This window comes from Pantoea phosphatilytica (assembly GCF_051025615.1).
Lineage (GTDB): Bacteria > Pseudomonadota > Gammaproteobacteria > Enterobacterales > Enterobacteriaceae > Pantoea.
The window spans coordinates 218338-243189 of record NZ_JBPFDF010000003.1; the positions used below are offsets into that span (position 1 = coordinate 218338).

At 58.3% G+C, this 24852-nt stretch carries 19 protein-coding genes and 1 tRNA gene; 17 read left to right on the plus strand and 3 right to left on the minus strand.

Going from position 1 to position 24852, the window contains the following annotated elements:
- The first annotated feature begins 194 nt into the window (after positions 1-194).
- Positions 195-3044, plus strand: coding sequence for a bifunctional diguanylate cyclase/phosphodiesterase (locus tag ACR6AS_RS13695; RefSeq protein ID WP_111141814.1), 2850 nt, complete (start codon positions 195-197; stop codon positions 3042-3044).
- Here ACR6AS_RS13695 and ACR6AS_RS13700 read toward each other — a convergent pair.
- Positions 3041-4105: a LacI family DNA-binding transcriptional regulator gene (locus ACR6AS_RS13700; protein ID WP_111141816.1), complete on the minus strand. Its 1065-nt coding sequence runs from the start codon at positions 4103-4105 to the stop codon at positions 3041-3043. The genes ACR6AS_RS13695 and ACR6AS_RS13700 overlap by 4 nt on opposite strands.
- 224 nt (positions 4106-4329) lie before the next feature.
- Here ACR6AS_RS13700 and ACR6AS_RS13705 point away from each other — a divergent pair, with 224 nt between their 5' ends.
- Both ACR6AS_RS13705 and ACR6AS_RS13710 read left to right on the plus strand, forming a co-directional pair.
- Positions 4330-5640: an MFS transporter gene (locus ACR6AS_RS13705; RefSeq protein WP_111141818.1), complete on the plus strand. Its 1311-nt coding sequence runs from the start codon at positions 4330-4332 to the stop codon at positions 5638-5640.
- Between the two features lie 10 nt (positions 5641-5650).
- A complete protein-coding gene (locus tag ACR6AS_RS13710; RefSeq protein ID WP_434162531.1) occupies positions 5651-8011 on the plus strand; it encodes a glycoside hydrolase family 31 protein in 2361 nt (786 codons plus the stop codon).
- A gap of 175 nt (positions 8012-8186) precedes the next feature.
- Here ACR6AS_RS13710 and ftnA read toward each other — a convergent pair whose 3' ends face one another.
- On the minus strand, positions 8187-8693 hold the full coding sequence (gene ftnA, locus ACR6AS_RS13715) for a non-heme ferritin (protein WP_111142294.1): 507 nt from the start codon (positions 8691-8693) through the stop codon (positions 8187-8189).
- Positions 8694-9169: 476 nt separating this feature from the next.
- Here ftnA and ACR6AS_RS13720 point away from each other — a divergent pair, with 476 nt between their 5' ends.
- From ACR6AS_RS13720 to mrdA, 13 genes are all read left to right on the plus strand, one after another.
- On the plus strand, positions 9170-9841 hold the full coding sequence (locus tag ACR6AS_RS13720; RefSeq protein WP_111142189.1) for a nucleoside recognition domain-containing protein: 672 nt from the start codon (positions 9170-9172) through the stop codon (positions 9839-9841).
- Positions 9831-10307, plus strand: coding sequence for a YjiG family protein (locus tag ACR6AS_RS13725; protein WP_111142190.1), 477 nt, complete (start codon positions 9831-9833; stop codon positions 10305-10307). Before ACR6AS_RS13720 ends, ACR6AS_RS13725 begins: the two co-directional genes overlap by 11 nt.
- Before the next feature lie 4 nt (positions 10308-10311).
- Positions 10312-11415, plus strand: coding sequence for a M20 peptidase aminoacylase family protein (locus tag ACR6AS_RS13730; RefSeq protein ID WP_367395823.1), 1104 nt, complete (start codon positions 10312-10314; stop codon positions 11413-11415).
- A gap of 279 nt (positions 11416-11694) precedes the next feature.
- A complete protein-coding gene (prfC, locus tag ACR6AS_RS13735; protein ID WP_111142192.1) occupies positions 11695-13281 on the plus strand; it encodes a peptide chain release factor 3 in 1587 nt (528 codons plus the stop codon).
- 259 nt (positions 13282-13540) lie between these two features.
- Complete coding sequence (osmY, locus tag ACR6AS_RS13740) at positions 13541-14155, plus strand: molecular chaperone OsmY (RefSeq protein ID WP_111142193.1); 615 nt, start codon at positions 13541-13543, stop codon at positions 14153-14155.
- Positions 14156-14253: 98 nt separating this feature from the next.
- Positions 14254-14415, plus strand: coding sequence for a DUF1328 domain-containing protein (locus ACR6AS_RS13745; RefSeq protein WP_003848537.1), 162 nt, complete (start codon positions 14254-14256; stop codon positions 14413-14415).
- Between the two features lie 218 nt (positions 14416-14633).
- Positions 14634-15686 carry a patatin-like phospholipase family protein gene (locus ACR6AS_RS13750; protein WP_434162537.1) on the plus strand — a complete coding sequence of 351 codons (1053 nt, stop codon included), beginning with the start codon at positions 14634-14636 and terminating at the stop codon, positions 15684-15686.
- The gene (locus ACR6AS_RS13755; protein ID WP_111140761.1) at positions 15683-16480 is read left to right on the plus strand and encodes a TatD family hydrolase; all 798 of its coding nucleotides are present in this window, start codon (positions 15683-15685) and stop codon (positions 16478-16480) included. The genes ACR6AS_RS13750 and ACR6AS_RS13755 overlap by 4 nt, the downstream gene beginning before the upstream one ends.
- A gap of 243 nt (positions 16481-16723) precedes the next feature.
- Positions 16724-17503, plus strand: a complete 780-nt coding sequence (deoC, locus tag ACR6AS_RS13760; protein ID WP_111140760.1) for a deoxyribose-phosphate aldolase — start codon at positions 16724-16726, stop codon at positions 17501-17503.
- Between the two features lie 59 nt (positions 17504-17562).
- Positions 17563-18891: a thymidine phosphorylase gene (gene deoA / locus ACR6AS_RS13765; protein WP_434162539.1), complete on the plus strand. Its 1329-nt coding sequence runs from the start codon at positions 17563-17565 to the stop codon at positions 18889-18891.
- Between the two features lie 95 nt (positions 18892-18986).
- Positions 18987-20210, plus strand: a complete 1224-nt coding sequence (gene deoB, locus ACR6AS_RS13770; protein ID WP_111140758.1) for a phosphopentomutase — start codon at positions 18987-18989, stop codon at positions 20208-20210.
- Between the two features lie 26 nt (positions 20211-20236).
- Positions 20237-20950, plus strand: coding sequence for a purine-nucleoside phosphorylase (deoD, locus tag ACR6AS_RS13775; protein ID WP_111140757.1), 714 nt, complete (start codon positions 20237-20239; stop codon positions 20948-20950).
- A gap of 218 nt (positions 20951-21168) precedes the next feature.
- Positions 21169-23040 carry a penicillin-binding protein 2 gene (gene mrdA, locus ACR6AS_RS13780; RefSeq protein ID WP_434162543.1) on the plus strand — a complete coding sequence of 624 codons (1872 nt, stop codon included), beginning with the start codon at positions 21169-21171 and terminating at the stop codon, positions 23038-23040.
- 29 nt (positions 23041-23069) lie between these two features.
- Here mrdA and ACR6AS_RS13785 read toward each other — a convergent pair whose 3' ends face one another.
- Complete coding sequence (locus ACR6AS_RS13785; protein WP_288495989.1) at positions 23070-24389, minus strand: methyl-accepting chemotaxis protein; 1320 nt, start codon at positions 24387-24389, stop codon at positions 23070-23072.
- Positions 24390-24611: 222 nt separating this feature from the next.
- On the opposite strand from ACR6AS_RS13785, the gene ACR6AS_RS13790 reads away from it, so the two are divergent.
- Positions 24612-24687, plus strand: a tRNA-Phe gene (locus ACR6AS_RS13790).
- Positions 24688-24852: the final 165 nt, after the last annotated feature.

Here is a 24852-nt window from a genome sequence, read left to right on the forward strand (position 1 = left end):
CGATGCACTATCTGCACCCATTTCCGCTGCGGCACCATTGAACATTTGCTCACCGCTGCCGATAACCCTCCTGTTAAGACTCACTATTTTTCTTAATACGCTTGTCTTTGCCGGCCTTTTCCGTTTTAGTCCCGGCCAGCGTATTAACAGAATTTCAGGCCCACATCCGGCTTCCGAGTAGCAGGCAAATAACAATGGATAATCACTCAGATGTCATGTATCGCATGCTGGTACACAGCGTGATCGACTACACGATCACCATGCTTAAACCGGACGGAACGGTCGCCAGCTGGAACGACGGCGGTCAACAGGTTCTGGGTTACCAGCCTGACGAAATCATCGGACAGTCCGTCGCCCTGTTCTACAGCGAAGAGGATCGTCGTCGCGGTTATCCGCAGCGGGATCTTGAGAGGGCCGTCAGCACCGGACGTGCTGAAAGCGCAGGCTGGCGCTGCCGTAAAGATGGCAGCACCTTCTGGGCCGAGGTGATGATCTATCCGATCCGCGACGAGGCGGCTCATCTGCTGGGATTTTCGCTGGTCTGCCGGGACTGTACCCGGCAGCAGGAGCAGCAGCGAAAAGAGCGTGAGCAGGAGATGCGCTTCCGTCTGCTGGTCGAGGGCGTCACCGATTACGCCATCTATATGCTCGATCATGACGGCAACGTAGTGAACTGGAATGCCGGCGCGCAGCGTGCCAAAGGCTATGTGGCGGAAGAGATCGTCGGTCAGCACTTTTCCCGATTCTACAGCGCCCAGGATCGCCTGAATCATATTCCCGATCAGAACCTGCAGACCGCGTTCCGCACCGGCCGTTTTGAAGATGAAGGCTGGCGCTATCGCAAAGATGGCAGCGCCTTCTGGGCGCATGTGGTGATCGATGCGATCCGCGACGATCAGGGCAAACTGCTGGGCTATGCCAAAATCACCCGCGACTGCACGGAGCAGCAGCGCATCCGCAGAGAGCAGCAGCAGCAGGAGCAGCGTTTCCGTCTGCTGGTGGAGGGCGTTACCGACTATGCCATCTATATGCTGGATATCGACGGGGTCGTGGTGAACTGGAACGCCGGTGCGCAGCGGGCCAAAGGCTACCGGGCAGACGAGGTGGTGGGGCAACACTTTTCGCTGTTTTACAGTGCGCAGGAGCGGCTCAACAGGACACCGGAAGCGAACCTCGGCATTGCGCTGAAGACCGGCCGCTTTGAAGATGAGGGCTGGCGTTACCGCAAAGATGGCAGCGCCTTCTGGGCGCATGTGGTGATCGATGCCATCCATGACGATGAGGGTAAACTGGTCGGTTTTGCCAAGATCACCCGCGACCGCACGGAACGCCGTGAACAGGAGCAGCAGATCCTGCGCGCCCGCGATCTGGCGGAAGCGCAGAGTGCTCAGAAAACCGCGCTCTCCCGCTTTCTGGATAACATCATCGCCAACATCCCCTCCTGCGTGATCGTTGAGGATGCGATCACGCGCGAGATCCTGCTGGTCAATGACCGCACGCAGCAGCTGTTCGGCCTGTCGAAAACGCTGATCGTCAATAAGCGCCCGCATGAATGTATGTCGCCTGAACTCAGCGACTACTTCAACAATCTGGCCGACGTTGCGCTGCGCAGTGAGGGCGTTCATGAGCGTGAGCAGCTGCTGATGACTGCCAGCGGCGAACGGATCCTGCACTCCCGTGCGAAAGCGATTACCGGGCAGGATGCGCGGCGCAACTATCTGATGCTGCTGGTGGAGGATGTCACCGACCAGCGCGCCGCCGATGCCCGTATTCACCATATGGCGCATCACGACAATCTGACCAGCCTGCCGAACCGCATCCTGTTTCGTCAGCGGCTGAGCGAAGCCCTGCGCATCGCCGGTCAGACAAAGCAGCAAAGTGCCGCGCTCTGCCTTGACCTCGACCACTTTAAAAATGTGAACGACGCGCTGGGTCACCAGATCGGCGATGAGCTGCTGCGCAGCGTGGCAAAGCGGCTGCGCAGCGCGCTGCGTGACCAGGATACGCTGGCGCGCATCGGCGGCGATGAGTTCGCCATTGTGCTGCCGTCGATCGCCAGCAGTGATGAGGCGAGCATTGTGGCGAGGCGCCTGATTGAGGCGATTCGTCCGCCGGTCAACATCGAAGGTCATAATCTGTCGGTCGGGCTGAGTGTGGGGATTGCGCTCAGCACCACCATCACCAATACGCCCGAGCAGCTGCTGCGCTGTGCAGACATGGCGCTGTATGAAGCCAAACGCAACGGCCGCAACCGCTACGAGCACTTTACGCTGGAGATGGATGATCAGGCGCGCAGCCGGCGGCTGATTGAGAACGATCTGCGTGATGCCATCAGCGGCGGGCACCTGCGGCTCTACTATCAGCCGATCACCAACGGCGATCATCACACCATTATTGGCTACGAGGCGCTGATGCGCTGGCACCATCCGATCCGTGGCCTGATCATGCCCAACGACTTTATCCCCATTGCCGAAGAGACCGGCCTGATTCATATGCTGGGCGCGTTCGCGCTGTATGAAGCCTGCCGCGAAGCAGCGAGCTGGGAAGGGGAGCAGTCGGTTTCGGTCAACCTTTCTCCGCTGCAGTTTAAAAACAGCTCGCTGGTGCCGGTGGTGGAAGGTGCCCTGAGGGAGTCAGGGCTGGACCCGGCGCGGCTGGAAGTGGAGATCACCGAATCGGTGCTGCTGGATGATTCGCTGGGCAATATCCGCACCCTGCAGAATCTCAAGGCGCTGGGCGTGCAGATTGCGCTGGATGACTTCGGCACCGGCTATTCGTCGCTGAGCTACCTGCGATCCTTTCCGTTCGACAAGATCAAAATCGACAAGTCATTCATTAACGATATGGGCGACAGCCGCGAGGCGCTGGCGATTATCCGGGCCATCACCGGCATGAGCCGCAGTCTGGATATCCAGATCACCGCCGAAGGGGTGGAGAGCGATGAGCAGTTCGCGCGGCTGCGCGACGAAGGATGCACCCTGTTTCAGGGCTTCCTGTTTGGCCGCCCTCAGCCGTCGGAACTGCGGCTTAAAACGCTGGATTAATCGTAGAGGCCATGCTGCTGAACCGGCGCATGGCTGAGATTATCCCGAATGCGGCGCACCGAATCGCGTACCACCAGCCTGCCATTCAGCAGCAGGCTGCCCGTGGGGGTAGCGGGATTCAGGCGCATCTCCTGCAGCAGCTTTACGGCGGCGGCTCCCAGCTCATCCCGTGGAACCTGCACCGAGGTCAGCGGAATATCGTGGATGGTCGCCAGGTTAAAGCCATCCATACTCATCACCGAAATATCCTGCGGCACCCGCAGTCCGGCCTGTTGCAGCGCACTGACCGCCCCGGCGGCAATGTAATCCCCGCTGGCGAGGATCGCAGTGGGGCGCAGCGTGTCCGGGCAGTGGCGCAGATAGTCACCGAGGCGTTCCGCCGCCTCATGGCTGCTGAAGCCGTTCAGAGTCAGCAGATGCTGGCGGCTGTCAAAGCGCAGATTCATCGCGTGCCAGGCGTCACGGACCCCCTGCAATCGCTGCTCCATGGTGTAGCGGCGCAGACAGTGCAGCGACAGGATCTGCCGGTGCCCCTGCTCAAACAGGTAGCGCGCTGAAAACTCGCCAATCAACTGGTGATGGGGGGAAACCGAAGGCAGGCGCATACGGCGATCGCGGGCGTTGATCAGCACACAGGGTTTATTCATCTCTGCCGCCAGCTGATGAATATGCTCATCATCAATGCCAATCAGCACGGCCGCTTCGGTCTGCTGCATTTTATCGATAAACCGCGCGGCATCACTTTCCAGCTCGTCCAGCGGGCAGAAGCGCAGCCGTACCTCATGCGGCTCCACCGCCTGGCTGATCCCCTGAATCACCTTGTAATAGAAGATGTCGCTGCGCACGTCAAAGGCGCGAGGCGGAGCGAAGACCATCAGATCATTCAGCAGCAGGCGACCGCTGTGCAGATTATTCAGCACGCCCTGCTGCTGCGCCACGGCCAGCACTTTATCGCGGGTCGCGGGCCGGGTATTGGCTTTACCCGCCAGCACCCGCGACACCGTACTGATGGAGACGCCGCTCAGGGCCGCAATTTCACTGACTTTCAGCCTTTGTTTCATTCTGTGATCGCCTTCAAATCTGCCAATGAAAAATTTTTCATAGCCTGCTAAATCGCTTCAGATAAGAGTCTGGAGGCCATTTTTCGCCCCTGTTAAGCCTGCCATGAAAAGAGTTGCAAAAAAGAGGCTGTACCCGCGTTTCGCACTTTTTTAAGTTCGAAAAAAAGGACACGCGGTACGCCAGCAGGCGGTGTGCGTAATCAATGGTAATAAGGAGTGGCACGATGAGCCTCGAATCGACAACCAAACCCATTAGTGCTTCGCGCACGGTGCGCGTGATTAAAAATTTACGCTGGTGGATGCTGGGGATGTTTCTGCTGGGGGTAACCGTCAACTACATCACCCGCAACTCGCTCGGTATTCTGGCACCGGAGCTGAAAACCAGCCTCAACATGACCACCGAGCAGTACTCCTGGGTGGTGGCCGCGTTCCAGCTGGCCTACACCCTGTTTCAGCCGCTGTGCGGCTGGCTGATCGACGTGATCGGCCTGAAAATGGGCTTTCTGATCTGCGCGCTGGTCTGGTCGGTGACCTGTCTGCTGCATGCGGGCGCAGGAAGCTGGCTGCATCTGGCCCTGCTGCGCTTTGTGATGGGCGCATCGGAAGCGGCGGCGACCCCGGCTAACGCCAAAGCCATCGGTGACTGGTTCCCCAAAAAGGAGCGGCCGGTCGCTGCGGGCTGGGCGGGGGTTGGCTTTTCGATTGGGGCGATGCTGGCACCACCGATCATCTATGTCGCGCACGTTACCTTTGGCTGGCAGGGCGCCTTCCTGCTGACCGGCGGGCTGGGGCTGCTGTGGGTCGGACTCTGGTGGTGGGGCTATCACTCGCCTCAAAATCATCCCCGTCTTTCTGCGGAAGAGCGCGATTTTATTAATCAGGACAATGAGGCCGTCGGCGAAAAGCTGCCGTTCTTCACTGCGCTGAAAGTGATCGGCAAAGAGAAAAAATTCTACGGCATCGCGATCCCGGCCTTTCTGGCCGAACCGGCCTGGGCAGTGCTGAGCTTCTGGGTGCCGCTCTATCTTGCCAATGAGCGCGGCATGGATCTCAAACAGATCGTGATGTTCGCCTGGCTGCCGTTTCTGGCCGCCGATCTCGGCAGCGTGGCCAGCGGCTATCTGACCCGACTCTATGTGCGCTGCTTCGGCATGACCCGCGTCAATTCGATTGTCGCCAGCTCCGTGACCGGCGCGCTGCTGATGGTCTCGCTGGCGCTGATGACCCTGGTGAAAGATCCCTGGCTGGCGATCGCCCTGATCTCCGTGGGGGGCTTCGGACATCAGGTGATCTCCTGCATGTTGAGTGCGCTGGTGGTGGAACGGTTTGATCGCCGCCAGATGGCCACGGTCAACGGGATGCGCGGCTCCTGCGCCTGGATCGCCAGCTTTATCTTCTCGCTGATTATCGGTGTAACCGCCGATACCATCGGCTTCAATCCCCTGTTTGTGGCGATGGGCTTCTTTGACCTGATTGGTGCTGTTTTCCTGGTGATGCTGATCGCCGAACGCCGCCAGCGCCCTGCTAACCTGTAAGGATACCGCGATGAAAACTCTGAAGAACTGGACGCTGCATCAGCACGCCGATCACTTTGTTGAGCTGAAGGTCGACGATCGTCACTTCCTGCGGCTGTACGTGCTGGAAGATAAGCTGATGCGTGTGCTGCTGAAGCGCGACGGCGAGCTGGCGCTGAACCGCACATGGAGCATTGCGCCTGTGGGAGATGTGCCCTGGCAGGGACGCGATCGCGAGGCGCTGGATGGCTTTACGCTGCCCGCCTTTCAGCTGGAGCACGATGCACAGCAGCTGCGGATCAGCACGCAACGGCTGCGGGTAACGGTGCATCAGCCGCTCTGCCTGAGCTGGGAGCAGTTCGACGGCGAGACCTGGCAGCCGCTGACGGCGGATCGCCACACCGGGGCCTATCTGCTCAATGCGCATGGCGATGGGGTGGAGCACTATCAGCGGCGTCAGCCGCAGGATCGGGTTTACGGTCTGGGCGAAAAAAGTGGCGACCTGAACCGGGCTAACCGGCGCTTTGAGATGCGCAATCTCGACGCCATGGGCTACAACGCCGCCACGACCGATCCGCTCTATAAACATATTCCGTTTACCCTGACGCAGCGCGACGGCGTCAGCTTTGGTCTGTTCTATGACAACCTCAGCAGCAGCTGGCTCGACCTGGGCAATGAGCTGGACAACTACCACCTGCCTTACCGCCGCTACCGTGCCGAGGCGGGCGATCTCGACTACTACATGATGCTTGGCCCGACCCTGCTCGACGTCACCAAAGCCTTTGTCCGCCTGACCGGGCGCACCCTGTTTCAGCCGAAGTGGAGCCAGGGCTACAGCGGCTCCACGATGCACTACACCGACGCGCCCGACGCGCAGCAGCAGCTGCAATCCTTTATCCGCCTGTGTCGTGAGCATGAGATTCCCTGTGACTCGTTCCAGCTCTCATCGGGTTATACCTCGATTAACAATAAACGCTACGTCTTCCACTGGAACTACGACAAAGTTCCGAATCCAGACGCGCTGAGCGATGCCTTCCATAACGCTGGCATGAAGCTGGCGGCCAACATCAAGCCCTGTCTGCTGCAGGATCATCCGCGCTATCAGGAGGTGGCGGCGCAGGGACTGTTTATCCGTGACTCGGAGCAGGATCGCCCGGAACGTTCGGTGTTCTGGGACGATGAGGGATCGCACCTCGATTTTACCCATCCGCAGGCGGTGCGCTGGTGGCAGGAGAACGTCACTCAGCAGCTGCTGGAAAAGGGGATCGATTCCACCTGGAACGACAACAACGAATATGAGGTCTGGGATGGCGAAGCCCGCTGTCACGGTTTTGGTCAGCCGATCGCCATCAAGCACATCCGGCCGGTGATGCCGTTGCTGATGATGCGCGCCTCAATGGAAGCGCAGCAGCAGTTCGCGCCGCACAAGCGGCCCTATCTGATCTCACGCTCCGGTTGTGCCGGGATGCAGCGCTATGTGCAGACCTGGAGCGGCGACAACCGCACCAGCTGGCAGACGCTGCGTTATAACATCCGCATGGGGCTGGGGATGAGCCTGTCGGGGCTGTTTAACGTCGGCCACGATGTCGGCGGATTCTCGGGCGACAAACCGGATGCCGAGCTGTTTGTGCGCTGGGTTCAGAACGGCATTATGCATCCGCGCTTTACCATTCACTCCTGGAATGACGATCACACGGTCAATGAGCCCTGGATGTACCCGGAGGTGACGCCGATGATCCGCGAGGCGATCCGGCTGCGTTATCGCCTGATGCCGTATCTCTACACTCTGGCGTGGCAGGCCAGTGCCGAAGATGAGCCGATGCTGCGGCCGACCTTCCTCGATCACGAGCAGGATCCGCAGACCTGGCAGGAGTGCGATGACTTTATGCTGGGGCGTGACCTGCTGGTGGCCAGCGTGGTGGAGCAGGGCGCGCGCAGCCGTGAAGTCTATCTGCCCCGTCATCGCGGCGGCTGGTATGACTGGCACAGCGGCAGAGCGTTTGCGGGCGGCGAAACGGTCACCCTGGATGCGCCGCTGGATCGGCTGCCGCTGCTGGTGCGGGCGGGCGCGGTGATCCCGCTGGGCGAGTGCGAAACCACCACCGATGCGCGTCGCGATACGGTGCGGCAGTGGCAGATCTGGCCTGCACCGGAAGGCGTGACCACTATGGGGGAGACCTTTGACGATGATGGCGAGAGCCACGGCTGGCAGCAGGGGAATGCTCTGTGGCTGAACTGGACGCTCAGCAGCAGCGCCACCCGTATCGATCTGACGGTAGAGAAACGCGGGGATTATCAGCCTGCCTGGCGCGAGATCACCCTGTTACTCCCGGCGGGAGAACACCGTGAGCTGTGGGTAAATGGCGAGAAAGCAGCGAGTTACCGGCTGTAAAAGGGGTGATGAGGTAGCAGACGGAGGGAAAGGCGTTCGGCCCAAAAAAGGGCCGAACGGGGCAGCCGGTAAAAGCGGATTCGCTTCGCCGCCGGAAGCTGTTTCCGGCTGATGTCGCGTGATGACCGCGGCCGGTAAGGGAACTGTCAGCGATCTGAGGCGGCCCCGATAACGATTACTCGGCGTGATTCTCGGTGCTCATGCGGCCCAGATCTTTATCGACCAGGAACAGGCCGTTGCCGCTGTTGCTGACCAGCGCCAGTTTATCCAGCACGGTTTTAAACAGCTTCTCTTCTTCATGCTGCTCGGCGACATACCACTGCAGGAAGTTAAAGGTGGAGTAATCCTGTGAGGTCATGGCGGCATGCGCCAGTTCGTTGATCTTGCGGGTGATCAGCTGCTCATGATCCAGCGCCTGCTCCAGCACTTCATTCAGCGAGGTGAACGCAACCGGCGGCGCGGCAATGGTGCCCAGTACCGGCATCGCGCCGGTGTCGCTCAGGTAATCAAACAGACGCTGCATATGCTGCATCTCTTCGCGTGAATGCATTTTCAGGAAGGAAGCGGCACCCTCGAAGCCTTTATCGCTGCACCAGGCGCTCATTTGCAGATAAAGATTGGCAGAGAAAAATTCCAGGTTTAGCTGGTCGTTTAAACGTCCAGTCATTTCAGCAGTCAGCATGGCCGGGTCCTTTTAAGAAGATGTTAAATACAGAGGTTAAGCGGTGGATTATGCATCAGAGATGTTAGGGGTGTGAAGCCTTTTTATCAAAAAACGTGAATTTATCTGTTTGATTTAAATAGAATTATTTCGGAAATTGAATGCGACCAATTCTCATTTTTGCACGCGACCAGCCGGGCCATAAAGCCAGATAAATCAGCACCATGATAGTGCGGACAGGCGGGCCTCTGCGGGTGACGGGGGCGCAGTCGCCGGGGGAATTTCTGATTCGCTGATGGCCCGGCTCGATGACGCCGGATTCTGAAGCGATGATCCCGCCCGCTGATAAGGGCAATGACGCGGCCTGCGTCGCCCCTGCCGTCAGCGCGACGGTTTATTATGCGGCTCTGGCATAGATCCTGCTTGAAACCGCATTCCCTTAGTGACACCTGCCTGCAACGGAAACAGGCAGTTAACCCGGTTTACAGGAGACGATTATGTCAGATGAACAGCTGGTAGCGAATCCGGTGAAAATAGCGGCCACCAAAGGCAGCTACGTCGCATTAATTTTTGCCATTCTGTTTTTCTCAGGGCTCTTTTATAAGGTGGAGGGACTTTCCTGGCTCGGCGCCTTTGACTTTACCACCCTGGGAGGCAGCTTCGGCACGATGAAAGATCCCGCCAGTAATACCTTTCTGGGCGCAGGGGGGCTGAGCGCCAAAGCGGGCTTCCTGTTCGCCCTGTCGCTGACGCCTACGGTAATGCTGGCGCTGGGCGTGCTGGAGATATTCACCCACTACGGCGCGATCCGCGCGGCACACCGGTTGCTGACGCCGCTGCTGAAGCCGCTGATGGGGCTGCCAGGCCGGTGTGGTCTGGCATTAATCACCGATCTGCAAAGCACCGACGCCGGGGCGGCCTTAACTAAAGAGATGGCCGACCAGAAACAGATCGGTAAAAAAGAGCTGGTGGTGATGAGCGCCTGGCAATATTCCGGCGCTGGCTTAATTAATAACTATTTCGCCATCGGCTCCGCACTGTTTGCCTCGATGACGCTGCCGATCATCATTCCGCTGTTACTGATGTTCGTACTGAAATTTGTCGGTGCGGCGATAACGCGTGCCGTGTTAAACAGTGTCTACAAAAAGGATTTCGCCGATGAAAAGTAATCCCGTCACAACATCAGGTAACCCCTTCGATGTATTTGTCACCGGGGCGCGTAAAGGGTTTCACATCGCCATCCATAACCTGATGCCCAATGTGGTGATGGCTTATGTGCTGGCCGAAGTCCTGAACCTGCTCGGGATTATGCCGTTTCTCGGCCAGGTTTTTGCGCCGGTGATGGGGCTGTTTGGCCTGCCGGGCGAGGCGATCACGGTGCTGCTCACGGCATGGCTGTCATCATCGGCTGGCACCGGTGTTGCGGTCAGCCTGCTGACCAAAGGGCTGCTGACAGGTGCCGACATCACGATTCTGGCTCCGGCGATTTTCCTTATGGGATCACAGCTGCAATATATGGGGCGGCTGCTGGGCGTGGCCGACGTGCCCAAAAAATACTGGCCGCTGCTGATGCTGGTCAGCATCATCAACGCGCTGATCGCGATGTCTGTTATGCGTCTGTTTATACAGGAGTAACGCTGTGTCTGAGGTTTTAGAGCATTACCACTATTTGCACGAGATTCCGGAGCTGGGTTTTCAGGAGGTGAAAACCTCGGCCTATATCGCAGACCAGCTGAAGAGAGCGGGCCTGAAGGTGACGCGCAACATCAATAACACCACCGGCATCGTGGCGGAGATCGACAGCGGCGTGCCGGGCCCGGTGCTGGCGCTGCGCGCGGATATGGATGCGCTGGGGCACATTATTGATGGCGTGCCCTGCGCGCGTCACACCTGCGGCCACGACGGCCACTCTTCGGTGGTGCTGACGGCGGCGGCGGCGCTGCTGCGCGAGGGCACGGTAAAACGTGGCCGGCTGAAGATCCTGTTCCAGCCCGCCGAGGAGTTAGGGGCCGGGGCGCTGTCGATGATTGAGGGGGGCGCGCTGGATGATGTGGAGATGATTCTGGGGTTCCATCTGCGTCCGCTGGAGGAGTGTGTGGTCGGCCAGGCGGTGCCCGCCGTGCTCTATTCCGCCTGCAGCACGCTGGAAGCCACGATCAAAGGCCAGCCCGCCCATGCGGCCCGTCCGCATCTGGGCGTCAATGCGCTGGATGCCGCCGTGCAGGCGGTGCAGGCCGTTAACGCTATTCATCTGCCACCCGGCCTGACCTGGAGCGTCAAAGCGACCCGCTTCCTCTGCGATGCGGGCGTCACCAACTCGGTGCCGGATGAGGCCCGCGTGGTGTGGGATCTGCGCTCGCAGGAGAACGGACCGATGACGCTGCTGAAGGAGCAGGTCACGCGCGCCATCACCCACAGCGTCGCGGCGCTGGGGGCCAGCGCGGAGGTCCGCGTGCTGAAAGAGATGCCCGCAGCCGAGATCGACGATGAGGCGACCGCCGTGATCCGCGCCGCCATCGTCGAGGTGCTGGGCGAAGAGGGGGCGCTGCCGACCCGGACCACACCAGGCAGTGAGGACTTCTTTTACTATCCGGTGACGCGGCCGGGCGTAAAAGCGGGATTCTGGGGGCTGGGCACCAACCTGACGCCGGGTCTGCATCATCCCGATATGCGTTTCGACCTCAGCTCACTGGAGATCGGGGTACAGATCTTTAAAGCCTGCGTCAGAAAGGTGCTGGGATAACCGGGACCGGGCGGGCGCAACTGCGGCCGCCTTCTCTGTTTACCGTTCCGCCTCCGATAAATCGCGTTTCTCTCCCTGTAGGCCGCGCGCGCAAAATATTGTATGCTATGCCGCCTTAAAGCTGACCAGGTAACCGGACTTCACGCCAATGTAACGTCGCGCTGACCCGCCAACGATGAAAGATCGTTTTAGGCACCGTTTACCCGCCGGTAAGGTTCTGCCGGCCACCATGATTTATCAGCAGCGCCAGCAGGTGCGCTGCCTATTGAGAAAAATTCCATGTCTAATCCCTTTTTAGAAGAGGTGGCTCGCCGCCGCACCTTCGCGATCATTTCGCACCCGGATGCCGGTAAAACCACCATTACCGAAAAAGTGCTGCTGTTCGGACAGGCTATTCAGACCGCCGGTACGGTGAAAGGCCGTGGTTCTAACCAGCACGCCAAGTCAGACTGGATGGAGATGGAGAAACAGCGTGGTATCTCCATCACCACCTCGGTCATGCAGTTTCCCTATCGCGACAGCCTGGTGAATCTGCTGGATACCCCGGGCCACGAAGATTTCTCCGAAGATACCTACCGTACCCTGACGGCGGTTGACTGCTGTCTGATGGTGATCGATGCCGCGAAAGGCGTCGAGGATCGTACCCGCAAGCTGATGGAAGTGACCCGCCTGCGCGACACGCCGATCCTGACCTTCATGAACAAACTTGACCGTGACATCCGCGATCCGATGGAGCTGCTGGATGAGGTCGAGAGCGAGCTGAAAATCGCCTGTGCGCCGATTACCTGGCCGATTGGCTGCGGCAAGCTGTTTAAAGGCGTCTATCACCTCTACAAAGATGAAACCTATCTTTATCAGACCGGTAAAGGCCACACCATTCAGGATGTGCGCATCGTGAAGGGGCTGAACAACCCGGATCTCGACGCCGCCGTAGGCGAAGATCTGGCGTCGCAGCTGCGCGAAGAGCTGGAGCTGGTTCAGGGTGCCTCGCACGAGTTCGAGCAGGAAGCCTTCCTGAATGGCGAACTCTCACCGGTCTTCTTCGGTACCGCGCTGGGGAACTTCGGCGTCGACCACATGCTGGATGGCCTGGTCTCCTGGGCGCCGCGTCCGATGCCGCGCGACACTGACACCCGCCGGGTGGAAGCGAAGGAAGAGAAGTTCACCGGCTTCGTGTTTAAGATCCAGGCCAATATGGACCCGAAACACCGCGACCGCGTTGCCTTTATGCGTGTGGTGTCCGGTAAATATGAAAAAGGGATGAAGCTGCGTCAGGTGCGCACCGGCAAAGATGTGATGATCTCCGACGCGCTGACCTTTATGGCGGGCGACCGTGCGCATGTTGAAGAAGCCTACCCCGGCGATATCATCGGCCTGCATAACCACGGCACCATCCAGATTGGCGACACCTTTACCCAGGGTGAGAACATGAAGTTCACCGGCATTCCGAACTTCGCCCCAGAGCTGTTCCGCCGTATTCGCCTGCGCGATCCGCTGAAGCAGAAACAGCTGCTGAAAGGGCTGGTTCAGCTGTCGGAAGAGGGCGCCGTACAGGTCTTCCGTCCGGTGCATAACAACGATCTGATCGTGGGCGCTGTTGGGGTGCTGCAGTTCGACGTGGTCGTGGCGCGTCTGAAAAGTGAATATAACGTCGAAGCGATCTACGAAGCGATTAACGTCTCAACGGCGCGCTGGGTAGAGTGTGACGACGCGAAAAAGTTTGATGACTTCCAGCGTAAAAACGAAGTGAACCTGGCGCTCGATGGCGGTGATAATTTGACTTATATCGCGCCAACCATGGTCAATCTGAATATTACTCAGGAACGTTATCCCGACGTCCGTTTCCGTAAAACACGCGAGCACTGATCGCGCTGTTTCCGGGCCACTCCAGCTGGGAGTGGCCCTGTTTCCCCCGCTCCAGACTCCTCCTAAAAACACTGCTTTTATTCTGTTTTGACGTGTGATCAACCAGTTAGCCAGGCAAGTTGCAAAATGCCGTCTATGATTATTTTATCGGACGGCGGAAGAGACTTCTCTTGTCCTTACGTCCTGTAACGCAGTGGCCTTATTGCCGCTGTTTCGCCCACAGTTTTTGGGTGAGTTAACTGATAGAAGGAAGATATCGATGAACAAGACTAAGATTGCTAAAACCCTGATGGCCGCCATGATTGGTTCAGCTCTGATCAGCGGCAGCGCACTGGCTGATGAATCCATGTCGCAGAAAGCGTCACAGACAGCCGACAGCGCGGGTTCAAAAATCGATAGTTCTATGAAAAAAGTCGATGGTTTTATGGATGACAGCGCCATCACCGCCAAAGCCAAAGCGGCCCTGGTGGATGACGACGCGATTAAAAGCACGGATATCTCGGTAAAAACGCATCAGGGCGTCGTGACCTTAAGCGGTTTCGTCACCTCACAGGAGCAGGCTGAAAAGGCTGTGGCTGTGGTGCAGAAGATCGAAGGTGTTAAATCCGTCAGCGACAAACTACACGTCAGAGACAGCAAATCATCTTCAGTGAAAGGTTATGCGGGCGATGCCGCAACGACCAGCGAAATTAAAGCTAAGCTATTAGCAGATGACATTGTTCCGTCGCGCAACGTCAAAGTTGAGACTACCGACGGTGTTGTTCAGCTTTCAGGGCATGTTGCTAATCAGGCACAGTCAGACCGTGCAGAAAGCATCGCTAAAGCCATTGAAGGCGTGAAAAGCGTTAAGAATGACCTGACGGTTAAATCTTAATAGCTGACGTGCGGTTGCTCCGGTGGCCGCACGAATAAAAGACACCCATCCGGGGATGAAATAAGCAGTTCGAATTTAAATAGGGTAAGGAGAGGCTTATGTTTCGTTGGGGCATTATTTTTCTGGTAATCGCACTGATTGCTGCAGCGTTAGGTTTCGGCGGTTTAGCGGGTACAGCAGCATGGGCAGCTAAAGTTGTCTTCGTTGTAGGTATTATCCTGTTCCTCATCAGCCTGTTCACCGGCCGTAAAAAGCTTTAGCCGATGAGTCCTGCAGTATAATGCAACCTGTTGCATAAAGCGGAGACCCGTCATCCGCAGCGAGTCACCTGAAGAGAGGGATCCCTTCATTTCGCTGCGATGGCAAGCCAGCACGCTGGCCTGCTGGTTAAAGGATGAGATGACTGGTTCTCCGGCATGCTGCCTTCATCAACGGAGCGATCCCTCAGCATACCCGGAACCCTGATGAGGTTCGCACAGTGGGTATTCGCATTCCTGTCACGCTCGGCACCCTTGAACCTCTGGCCCTGACCCCCTTTAAATCACGAAAAATCGCGCTCGTCTGCGAAGGCGGCGGTCAGCGAGGCATTTTCACTGCCGGTGTTCTGGATGAATTTCAGCGCGCCCGCTTTAATCCCTTTCAGCTTATGCTCGGCACCTCTGCCGGCGCACAGAATCTCTCTGCCTATGTCTGCGGTCAGCCCGGCTATGCCCGGCGCGTGATTACCCGCTATACCACCAGTAAACTCTTTTTTGATCCGCTGCGCTTTGTGCGGGGCGGCAATCTGATCGATCTCGACTGGCTGATTGAGATTACCCGCAGCGAATTTCCACTGGCGATGCGACAAGCCGAGCAGGCCTTTGCCAGCGGGCGTGAATTTTATATGTGCGCCTGCCGCAGCGACGACTACACGCCAGGTTACTTTACTCCTACGGCTGATAACTGGCTGGAGCTGATTAAAGCCTCCAGCGCCATTCCTGGTTTCTACCGGCTGGGCGTGAACCTGGAGGGGGTCAGCTACCTCGACGGGGGCATCAGCGATGCGATCCCGGTGCGGGAGGCCGCGCGTCGCGGTGCCGATACGATTGTGGTGATCCGCACCGTGCCCTCGCAGATGTTCTACACGCCCAAATGGTTTAAACGCATGGAGCGCTGGCTCAGTACCGGCGCGCTGCAGCCGATGATCAATGTGCTCAATATGCATGAGCAGAGCTATCGCGAGATTCAGCAGTTTATTGAAAATCCGCCGGAGGATTTGCGTATTATTGAAATCTTTCCCCCGCACGCGCTGGCCAGCAGTGCGCTGGGCAGCCGGATCGCCTCGCTGAATCAGGATTATCATCTGGGACGGCGCTGCGGGCGCTACTTTATCGCCACGCTGGGCCAGTGGCTGAGCGACGCGGAGCCGCTTAGCCCGCCGCGCATCGTGACGCCGCCCGCGCCGGTCGCCAATGCGCCCGATACCCGGCTGATTATCACGCCGTCGCTGGCGGACAACGATGCAGATTACGACAAAGGATCGCTGGCATGAAATTTATCGACACGCACTGTCACTTTGATTTTCCGCCCTTTGAGGGGGATACCGTCGCGAGCCTGGCCCGCGCGGCGGAGGCGGGCGTTGAGAAAATCATCATTCCGGCTATCGATGCCAGCCGCTTCGGGCGGGTCTGCGAGCTGGCCGCAACGCATCCGGCGCTCTATGCCGCGCTGGGGCTGCATCCCATCGTGATTGAAAATCATCGGGAAGCGCACCTTGATCAACTGGAAACCCTGCTGCAACAGCGGCCGCGTAAGCTGGTGGCGATCGGTGAGATCGGGCTGGATCTCTATCGCGACGATCCGCAGTTTGATAAGCAGCAACGCTTTCTGGAAGCGCAGCTCAGGCTGGCGAAACGCTACACGCTGCCGGTGATCCTGCATTCCCGCCGGACCCACGACAAGCTGGCGCAGATCCTGCGTCGTCACGATCTGCCACGCCGGGGCGTAATACACGGTTTTGCGGGCAGCCTGCAGCAGGCGCAGGCCTTTATAAAACTGGGTTATGCGATTGGCATCGGCGGCACCATTACCTATGAACGCGCCAGTAAAACCCGGCAGACCGTGGCGCAACTGCCGCTGGCGTCGCTGCTGCTGGAAACTGATGCACCGGATATGCCGCTGCACGGCTTTCAGGGCCAGCCTAACCGCCCGGAACGGGCGCGTCAGGTGTGGCAGACGCTCTGCAGCCTGCGTAAAGAGTCACCTGAAGCGATCGCCGACGCGCTGTGGCAGAACAGTCAGCAGCTGTTTCAGCTCGATTCCGCGTTTCCCGCAGTGCGCAACTGATCCCTTCCGTATCGCCCGGCCGGTCGCCCGTTAAATGTGATAATAGTAACATTGCCCCGGCTGGCGTATAATGGCGATCAGGCCCTGTTATCTGAGATTTTAGTCACAGTATACGCGCCAGTTTTGCAGCAGATTCTTATTTCTATGTGACTCCTGGCACATATCAGTGCGCGTCAGAGTGTTATTATTATAACATTCCGCCGACGAGCCGGTGGGTTGCATCCCGATCCTTTGGAGAGCCACATGACCGATATCAAACACCTTGCCCTGCGCGCCCTGAAACTGATGGATTTGACCACCCTGAATGAAGATGACACCGACGCAAAAGTGATCGCCCTCTGTCATCAGGCCAAATCCCCGGCGGGCAACACCGCTGCGATCTGTATCTATCCACGTTTTATTCCGATCGCGCGTAAAACGCTGCGCGAGCAGGGCACCCCGGAGATCCGTATCGCCACCGTCACCAATTTCCCGCACGGCAACGACGATATTGACATTGCGCTGGCAGAAACCCGCGCGGCTATCGCCTACGGTGCCGATGAGGTGGATGTGGTCTTCCCGTACCGTGCGCTGATCGCCGGTAACAGCCAGGTTGGTTTCGATCTGGTGAAAGCCTGTAAAACCGCCTGCGCGGAAGCGGATGTGCTGCTGAAGGTGATCATCGAAACCGGTGAGCTGAAAGAGGAGGCGCTGATCCGTCAGGCCTCTGAAATTGCTATCGACGCGGGTGCGGACTTCATCAAAACCTCCACCGGGAAAGTGCCGGTTAACGCCACGCCGGAAGTGGCGCAGATCATGATGAACGTGATCCGCGATAAAGGTGTCAGCCAGCAGGTCGGTTTCAAACCGGCGGGCGGCGTACGTACCGCTGAAGATGCTGCGATCTACCTGCAGATGGCCGACGCGACACTGGGCGCAGAGTGGGCCGACGCACGCCATTTCCGCTTTGGTGCCTCAAGCCTGCTGGCGAGCCTGCTTAACACGCTGGGTCACGAGAGCGACACCAGCAAAGCCGGTTACTGATCCCTCTGGCGGTCGCCGACCGCCTGTTCTTCACTCTTTCCCTGAACCAGGGGGCTACCTTGTTCCTGCCACAAGAAATTATTCGTAAAAAACGTGATGGTCTTGCGCTGACGGAAGAGGAGATCCGCTTCTTCATCAACGGCGTGCGTGATAACACCGTGTCGGAAGGGCAGATCGCTGCGCTGGCGATGACCATCTATTTTCATGATATGACGCTGCTGGAGCGGGTGGCGCTGACGATGGCGATGCGTGATTCCGGCACGGTACTGAACTGGAAGTCGCTGAACCTCAACGGCCCGCTGGTGGATAAGCACTCGACCGGCGGCGTCGGCGACGTCACGTCGCTGATGTTAGGGCCGATGGTCGCCGCCTGCGGTGGCTATGTACCGATGATCTCCGGGCGTGGCCTGGGCCACACCGGTGGCACGCTGGACAAGCTGGAGGCGATTCCGGGCTTCGATATCTTCCCCAGCGACGACCGCTTCCGCGAGATCATTAAGCAGGTGGGTGTCGCCATTATCGGCCAGACCAGCTCGCTGGCACCGGCGGATAAGCGGTTCTACGCGACGCGTGACATTACCGCCACCGTCGACTCCATTCCGCTGATTACCGCCTCGATTCTGGCGAAAAAGCTGGCCGAGGGGCTGGATGCGCTGGTGATGGATGTCAAAGTGGGTTCCGGCGCGTTTATGCCAACCTATGCGGCGTCAGAGAGCCTGGCGCAGTCGATCGTTGGCGTTGCCAATGGCGCGGGCTGCCAGACCACCGCTCTGCTGACCGATATGAATCAGGTGCTGGCCTCCTCAGCCGGTAACGCGCTGGAGGTGCGTGAAGCGGTGCGCTTCCTGACCGGCGAGGCGCGCAATCCGCGCCTGCTCGACGTCACGCTGGCGCTCTGCGGTGAAATGCTGATCTCCGGCAGACTGGCGGCGAGCGAGAGCGAAGCGCGTCAGAAGCTGATGAGGGTGCTGGACAATGGCCAGGCCGCCGAGTGCTTTGGCCGCATGGTGGCCGCGCAGAAGGGGCCTGCCGATTTCGTCGAGCGTTACGCGACCTACCTTCCGCAGGCCACACTGAGTAAACCGGTCTATGCCGATCAGCCGGGGATTGTCAGCAGCATGGATACCCGTGCACTGGGCCTGGCGGTAGTGGCGATGGGCGGCGGACGTCAGCGCGCCAGCGATACGATCGATTACAGCGTCGGGTTAGACGAAATGATCACCCTGGGCGAACGCGCTGATGCGCAGCGTCCGCTGGCCGTCATTCACGCCAGCAGCGAGGATCAATGGCAGCAGGCCGCCGCCGCGGTGAAAGCCGCGCTGGTGATCGGTGACAGCGCCCCGGCGGAGACGCCGGTCGTCTACCGTCGTGTGACTGATATCAGCTAACTGATCCGTAACCGGTGCCAGCGGCGATCCATTCGGGTATACTGATCTGATCGCTTTTTTTTGACTTGTCACGCGCGGATGCGCAGGAGACTTGCATGAAACGTGCTTTTATTATGGTTCTCGATTCCTTTGGAATTGGTGCCAGTAAAGATGCCGATAAATTCGGCGACGCAGGTTCGGACACCTTAGGTCACATCGCCGAAGCCTGCTTCAAAGGTGAAGCAGATAAAGGGCGCAAAGGCCCGCTGCATCTGCCGAATCTCACCGCGCTGGGTCTGGGTAAGGCGGCTGAACTCTCTACCGGTCGCTTCCCGGCAGGTCTGGATCCTGAAGCGAAAATCACCGGCGCGTACGCCTACGCCAGCGAACTTTCGTCAGGTAAAGACACGCCCTCTGGTCACTGGGAGATCGCCGGAGTACCGGTGCTGTTTGACTGGGGCTACTTCAGCGACAAAGAGAACAGCTTCCCGCAGGAACTGCTGGATAAGCTGGTTGAGCGCGCGGATCTGCCGGGCTACCTCGGTAACTGCCACTCTTCCGGTACGGTGATCCTCGACCAGCTGGGCGAAGAGCATATGAAAACCGGCAAGCCGATTTTCTATACCTCGGCGGACTCCGTTTTTCAGATCGCCTGTCACGAAGAGACCTTTGGTCTTGAGCGTCTTTACGCGCTGTGCGAAATTGCCCGCGAAGAGCTGACCGAAGGGGGCTATAACATTGGCCGGGTCATCGCGCGTCCGTTTGTGGGTGACAAGGCGGGTCAGTTTGAGCGCACCGGTAACCGTCACGATCTGGCGGTCGAGCCACCTTCAGCGACCATGCTGAAAAAGCTGGTGGATGAGAAGGGCGGTCATGTGATCTCCGTAGGTAAAATCGCCGATATCTACGCGGAACAGGGCATTACCAAAAAGGTCAAAGCGACCGGTCTGGATGCGCTGTTTGACGCCACGATTCAGGAGATGAAAACGGCGCCGGATCAGGCGATTGTTTTCACTAACTTCGTGGATTTTGACTCCACCTGGGGCCATCGTCGCGACGTCGCCGGTTACGCGGGCGGACTGGAACTGTTTGACCGCCGCCTGCCGGAGCTGATGGAACTGGTCGGGGAAGATGACATTCTGATTCTGACCGCAGACCACGGCTGCGATCCGACCTGGCAGGGTACGGAGCACACCCGTGAGCACATTCCGATTCTGATCTACGGACCGAACGTAGAGCCTGGCTCGCTCGGCTATCGCGAAACCTTCGCCGATATCGGTCAGACAATTGCACACTATTTTGGCCTGTCCGAGATGGACTATGGCAAGAACATGCTGTAAATCAGCAATTTAATAAGGATTAAACAATGGCAACCCCTCATATTAATGCTGAAATGGGTGATTTCGCAGACGTCGTACTGATGCCTGGCGACCCGCTGCGTGCGAAACACATCGCAGAAACCTTCCTCGAAAACGCGGTAGAAGTGAACAACGTGCGTGGGATGCTGGGCTACACCGGCACCTACAAAGGCCGTAAAGTCTCTGTGATGGGCCACGGCATGGGGATCCCTTCCTGCTCAATCTACACCAAAGAGCTGATCACCGATTTCGGCGTGAAGAAGATCATCCGTGTGGGCTCCTGTGGTGCGGTACGCGCGGATGTCAAACTGCGTGACATCGTGATTGGTCTGGGTGCCTGCACCGATTCCAAAGTGAACCGTATGCGTTTCAGGGATCACGACTTCGCGGCGATTGCGGACTTCGACATGGTGCGTAACGCGGTCGATGCGGCGAAAAACCTGGGCGTTGACGCGCGCGTGGGCAACATCTTCTCTGCCGATCTCTTCTATACCCCGGATCCGCAGATGTTCGACGTGATGGAAAAATATGGCATCCTGGGCGTGGAGATGGAAGCCGCAGGTATTTACGGTGTGGCCGCTGAGTTCGGTGCGAAAGCGCTGACCATCTGTACCGTTTCTGACCATATCCGTACGCACGAGCAGACCACCGCTGCCGAGCGCCAGACGACCTTCAACGACATGATCAAAATTGCGCTGGAGTCTGTCCTGCTGGGAGACTAATCCGCGTGGCGGACGGGCGCGCCCGTCTGCTGCCTCTCTCCCTGAACCGATCCTCCTCTGCCGGAGGATCGGCATTTTCCGCCGACTTCCCGTAACATTCACATCAAATGACATACTTTAACTGAGGCTTGTGCATCTTCGCGCTGGCACCCCGGCGTTCGCGCCTTATCATGGTGCGCAACAACAGATAATAATGAATTGTCCGATAATACCCCCTGATGAACTTTCGTAACTTCGACGCTGAAGAGAAGCTGTTTGCCCGCCGTGCCGCGATAGCCTTTGCTCTGGTCTGCACCTGTTTCACTATTCTTGGCGTAAACCTCTACCGCCTGCAGGTGCGCGATCATAGCTACTACCAGACGCGCTCTAACCAGAACGACATTAAGATGATCCCCATCGCCCCTACGCGCGGGCTGATCTATGACCGCAACGGCATTCCGCTGGTGCGCAACGTCAGCTGGTACGCCATCACGCTGACGCCTTACAAGATCAGCGACATGGACGCCACGCTGCGGGCGCTGACGCCCATCGTGAATCTGACGCCTGACGAGATTGAGACGTTCCGCCATGCGCTGAAGCAGACCAGCCGTTACAAGCCGGTGGTGCTGAAAGAGGAGCTGACCGAGGAGGAGGTCGCCCGCTTTGCGGTGAATCAGTTCCACTTTACCGGGGCGACGATTGAAACCTATCAGGATCGCGAATATCCCTATGGCGCGGATCTGGCGCATGTGGTCGGCTATGTGTCGAAAATTAACGACAGCGACTACAAACGGCTGAATGGCGAAGGCATTGCGGAGAACTACGCGGCAGACCATAACATCGGTAAGCAGGGGATTGAGGGCTATTACGAAACGCTGCTGCATGGCAAACCAGGCTATCAGGAAGTGGAGGTGGATAACCACGGCCGGATTGTGCGGGTGCTGAAAGAGGTGCCGCCGGTCGCCGGTAAAAACCTGACGCTGACGCTGGATCTCCACCTGCAGCAGTATGTGGAGAGCCGTCTGGCGGGGCAGCGTGCGGCGCTGCTGATAGAAGATCCGCATGACGGATCGGTGCTGGCGATGGTCTCCAGCCCCAGCTACGATCCCAATCCCTTCGTTAAAGGCATCAGCTATCAGGCCTATAAAAAACTGCTGCAGGACAAGGATCTGCCGCTGATCAACCGCGTGACGCAGGGACTCTATCCGCCCGCCTCGACGGTGAAGCCGTATATGGCGATGTCGGCGCTGCTGACCCATGTGATCACGCCACAGACGCAGTTCTTCGGTGCGCCAACCTGGACGCTGCCCGGCACCGATCGGCGCTATCGCGACTGGAAAAAAACCGGTCACGGTATGCTGGATGTGACGCGCGCCATCGAAGAGTCCGCCGACACCTTTTTCTATCAGGTGGCATTCATGATGGGCATCGACCGGATTCACACCATGCTCAGCCAGTTCGGTTATGGCAGGCCCTCCGGCATCGATCTCAATGAGGAGTACAACGGCTTACTGCCGAGCCGCGAATGGAAGCAGAAGGTGCATAAAAAGCCCTGGTATCAGGGAGACACGGTGTCCGTGGGCATCGGCCAGGGGTACTGGATTGCGACGCCGATTCAGATGGTGAAAGCGATGGTGGCGCTGATCAACAACGGCCGGGTCATCGCGCCCCATCTGCTGGAGAAAACCCAGCGCGGCACACTGGTTGAAAATTACCATCCGCAGCAGCGCGAAACGCAGATTGGCGATCCCCGTTCACCTTACTGGTCGCTGGTGCGCCACGCGATGTTTGGCATGGCTAACTCACCCAACGGCACCGGGTATAAATATTTCCACACCGCACCTTATGGCATCGCGGCGAAAAGCGGGACCTCTCAGGTGTTCAGCCTGCGCCAGAATCAGACCTATAACGCGAAGATGATCCCGGTCCGGCTGCGCGACCATATCTTCTATACCGCCTTTGCGCCCTTTAATGACCCGAAAGTGGCGGTGGCGCTGATTCTGGAGAACGGAGGCGGGGAAGGGGTCACGGCAGCGCCCGTAATGCGGGATATACTGGATCACATTTTCCTTCCGCCGACGCCGGACGCGACCGCCCCGGCCACGCCATAAAAAAAGGGGGCGACTGCCCCCCCTGCGCGTCAGACGCTGAGCGTTTTCGTGACCTGACCAATCGCGTGCACCACGTCCGTTGCGCCCTCCCGAATCTCCGCAATGACGCCACCCGCCTCCTGCGCCAGCTGCACGCCCTGATCGGCGCGCTTCAGGTTCGACTCAATCCCTTTCAGTGCCCGGCTCGCCAGCAGATGGTTCTGCTGTATCCGGTTTTCGATGTCGGTGGTCGCGCGGTTGATGTTCGCCGCCAGCGTGCGAACTTCGTTCGCCACCACCGCGAAGCTGCGGCCATGCGTGCCGGCGCGCGCCGCTTCGATGGCCGCATTGAGCGCCAGCAGGTTGGTCTGATCGGCGATCCGACGAATCCCTTCAACAATTGCTCCGATACGATCAGAGGATTCACTCAGTCCGGTAATATCCCCGGAGATCCCCTGCAGTTCGCCGGCCAGCGCGTTCATGGTTTCGACGCTGCTGGCGATCACATCCGCCCCCAGTTTTGTGCTCTTATCCGTTTGCAGCGCAGTATGATAAGCCCGCTGCGCCGCATCATGCTCCTGTTGATTCTTCTCCACCTGGGCGGTGACGTCGGTCGCGAACTTGACGATTTTGTAGAGCCTGCCCTGTTCATCAAATACCGGGTTGTAGGTGGCACGCAGCCAGATCGTCTCGCCCTGCTTGTTGACGCGGGGAAACTGACCCGAGACAAATTCACCCCGATTCAGCTGCTGCCAGAATTCGCTGTACTCCCGGCTGTCACGCACGGCCGCAGAACAGAAGCGGCTGTGATGAACGCCTTCCACCTCTTCGCGACGGTAGCCCATGGTTTTCAGGAAGTTGTCGTTGGCTTTCAGGACTTCCCCTTTGAGGTTAAAGGCGATCACCGCCATCGATCGTTCAATGGCGGTGGTGATGGCGCGCTGCTCCTGCGCATCGTTAATATGGCTGGTAATGTCGGTGGCCAGCTTGACGATTTTGATTACCCGACCGTGACGGTTCTGCACCGGAACATAGTTGGCTTCCAGCCAGATCGGGCGGCTGTTCTTCGCCATGCGCAGAAACTTATCGCTGAAGCTTTCGCCCCGGTTGAGTCGCTGCCAGAAGTCGCGATAGGCCTGCGACTGCAGCTGTTCCGGCGTGCAGAACAGGCTGTGGTGCTGGCCCTCGATCTCCGCCAGCGTATAGCCCATGCTCGCCAGAAACAGCGCGTTGGCGCCGAGAATGGTGCCATCGGGTGAGAATTCGATCATGGCGATGGAGCCGTTGAGAGAGCTCAGCGTAGCCGCTGAGTGTGAGCGCTTCTGCCAGCTATGACGGGAAGCAATACCTGATGTAATAGTAGAAAACATGATGATCCTTATTATTAGTGTGGGTCTCGCAAGTTATATCGGCAAAATAGCGGCGCAATAGAGAGGGCAGCCCGCTGCTGGCTGAAATTTATTCGATCGACGGCCGCTTTTTTGCCGTGAAACAGACCCGATGGCCGGGTTGATGGAAAAGCGGTCAGTTGGTGTGATTTTGGTGAAAAGCGTTTGACGCTGCCGGGCCGCTTTGGTTTAATGCGCCCCGTTGCCCGAATAGCTCAGTCGGTAGAGCAGGGGATTGAAAATCCCCGTGTCCCTGGTTCGATTCCGGGTTCGGGCACCATATTTAAAGAACCCGCCTCTGGCGGGTTTTTGCATTCTGAGGCGAACCCGTTATCGACAGGTTCGATTCACTCGCCACATCCCGCCGAACAATCCGAATTTCCATTTCCGCCGTTCATTCCGGCTCTGAATTGAGTAGCCACACAAACAGATTTCACGGCGAAAC

Bases quoted from the DNA above. Each gene is read 5' to 3' on its own strand.
- ACR6AS_RS13695 (WP_111141814.1), top strand. From the start codon at position 195: ATGGATAATCACTCAGATGTCATGTATCGCATGCTGGTACACAGCGTG.
- ACR6AS_RS13700 (WP_111141816.1), bottom strand. From the start codon at position 4,105: ATGAAACAAAGGCTGAAAGTCAGTGAAATTGCGGCCCTGAGCGGCGTC.
- ACR6AS_RS13705 (WP_111141818.1), top strand. From the start codon at position 4,330: ATGAGCCTCGAATCGACAACCAAACCCATTAGTGCTTCGCGCACGGTG.
- ACR6AS_RS13710 (WP_434162531.1), top strand. From the start codon at position 5,651: ATGAAAACTCTGAAGAACTGGACGCTGCATCAGCACGCCGATCACTTT.
- ftnA (WP_111142294.1), bottom strand. From the start codon at position 8,693: ATGCTGACTGCTGAAATGACTGGACGTTTAAACGACCAGCTAAACCTG.
- ACR6AS_RS13720 (WP_111142189.1), top strand. From the start codon at position 9,170: ATGTCAGATGAACAGCTGGTAGCGAATCCGGTGAAAATAGCGGCCACC.
- ACR6AS_RS13725 (WP_111142190.1), top strand. From the start codon at position 9,831: ATGAAAAGTAATCCCGTCACAACATCAGGTAACCCCTTCGATGTATTT.
- prfC (WP_111142192.1), top strand. From the start codon at position 11,695: ATGTCTAATCCCTTTTTAGAAGAGGTGGCTCGCCGCCGCACCTTCGCG.
- osmY (WP_111142193.1), top strand. From the start codon at position 13,541: ATGAACAAGACTAAGATTGCTAAAACCCTGATGGCCGCCATGATTGGT.
- ACR6AS_RS13745 (WP_003848537.1), top strand. From the start codon at position 14,254: ATGTTTCGTTGGGGCATTATTTTTCTGGTAATCGCACTGATTGCTGCA.
- ACR6AS_RS13755 (WP_111140761.1), top strand. From the start codon at position 15,683: ATGAAATTTATCGACACGCACTGTCACTTTGATTTTCCGCCCTTTGAG.
- deoC (WP_111140760.1), top strand. From the start codon at position 16,724: ATGACCGATATCAAACACCTTGCCCTGCGCGCCCTGAAACTGATGGAT.
- deoB (WP_111140758.1), top strand. From the start codon at position 18,987: ATGAAACGTGCTTTTATTATGGTTCTCGATTCCTTTGGAATTGGTGCC.
- deoD (WP_111140757.1), top strand. From the start codon at position 20,237: ATGGCAACCCCTCATATTAATGCTGAAATGGGTGATTTCGCAGACGTC.
- mrdA (WP_434162543.1), top strand. From the start codon at position 21,169: ATGAACTTTCGTAACTTCGACGCTGAAGAGAAGCTGTTTGCCCGCCGT.
- ACR6AS_RS13785 (WP_288495989.1), bottom strand. From the start codon at position 24,389: ATGTTTTCTACTATTACATCAGGTATTGCTTCCCGTCATAGCTGGCAG.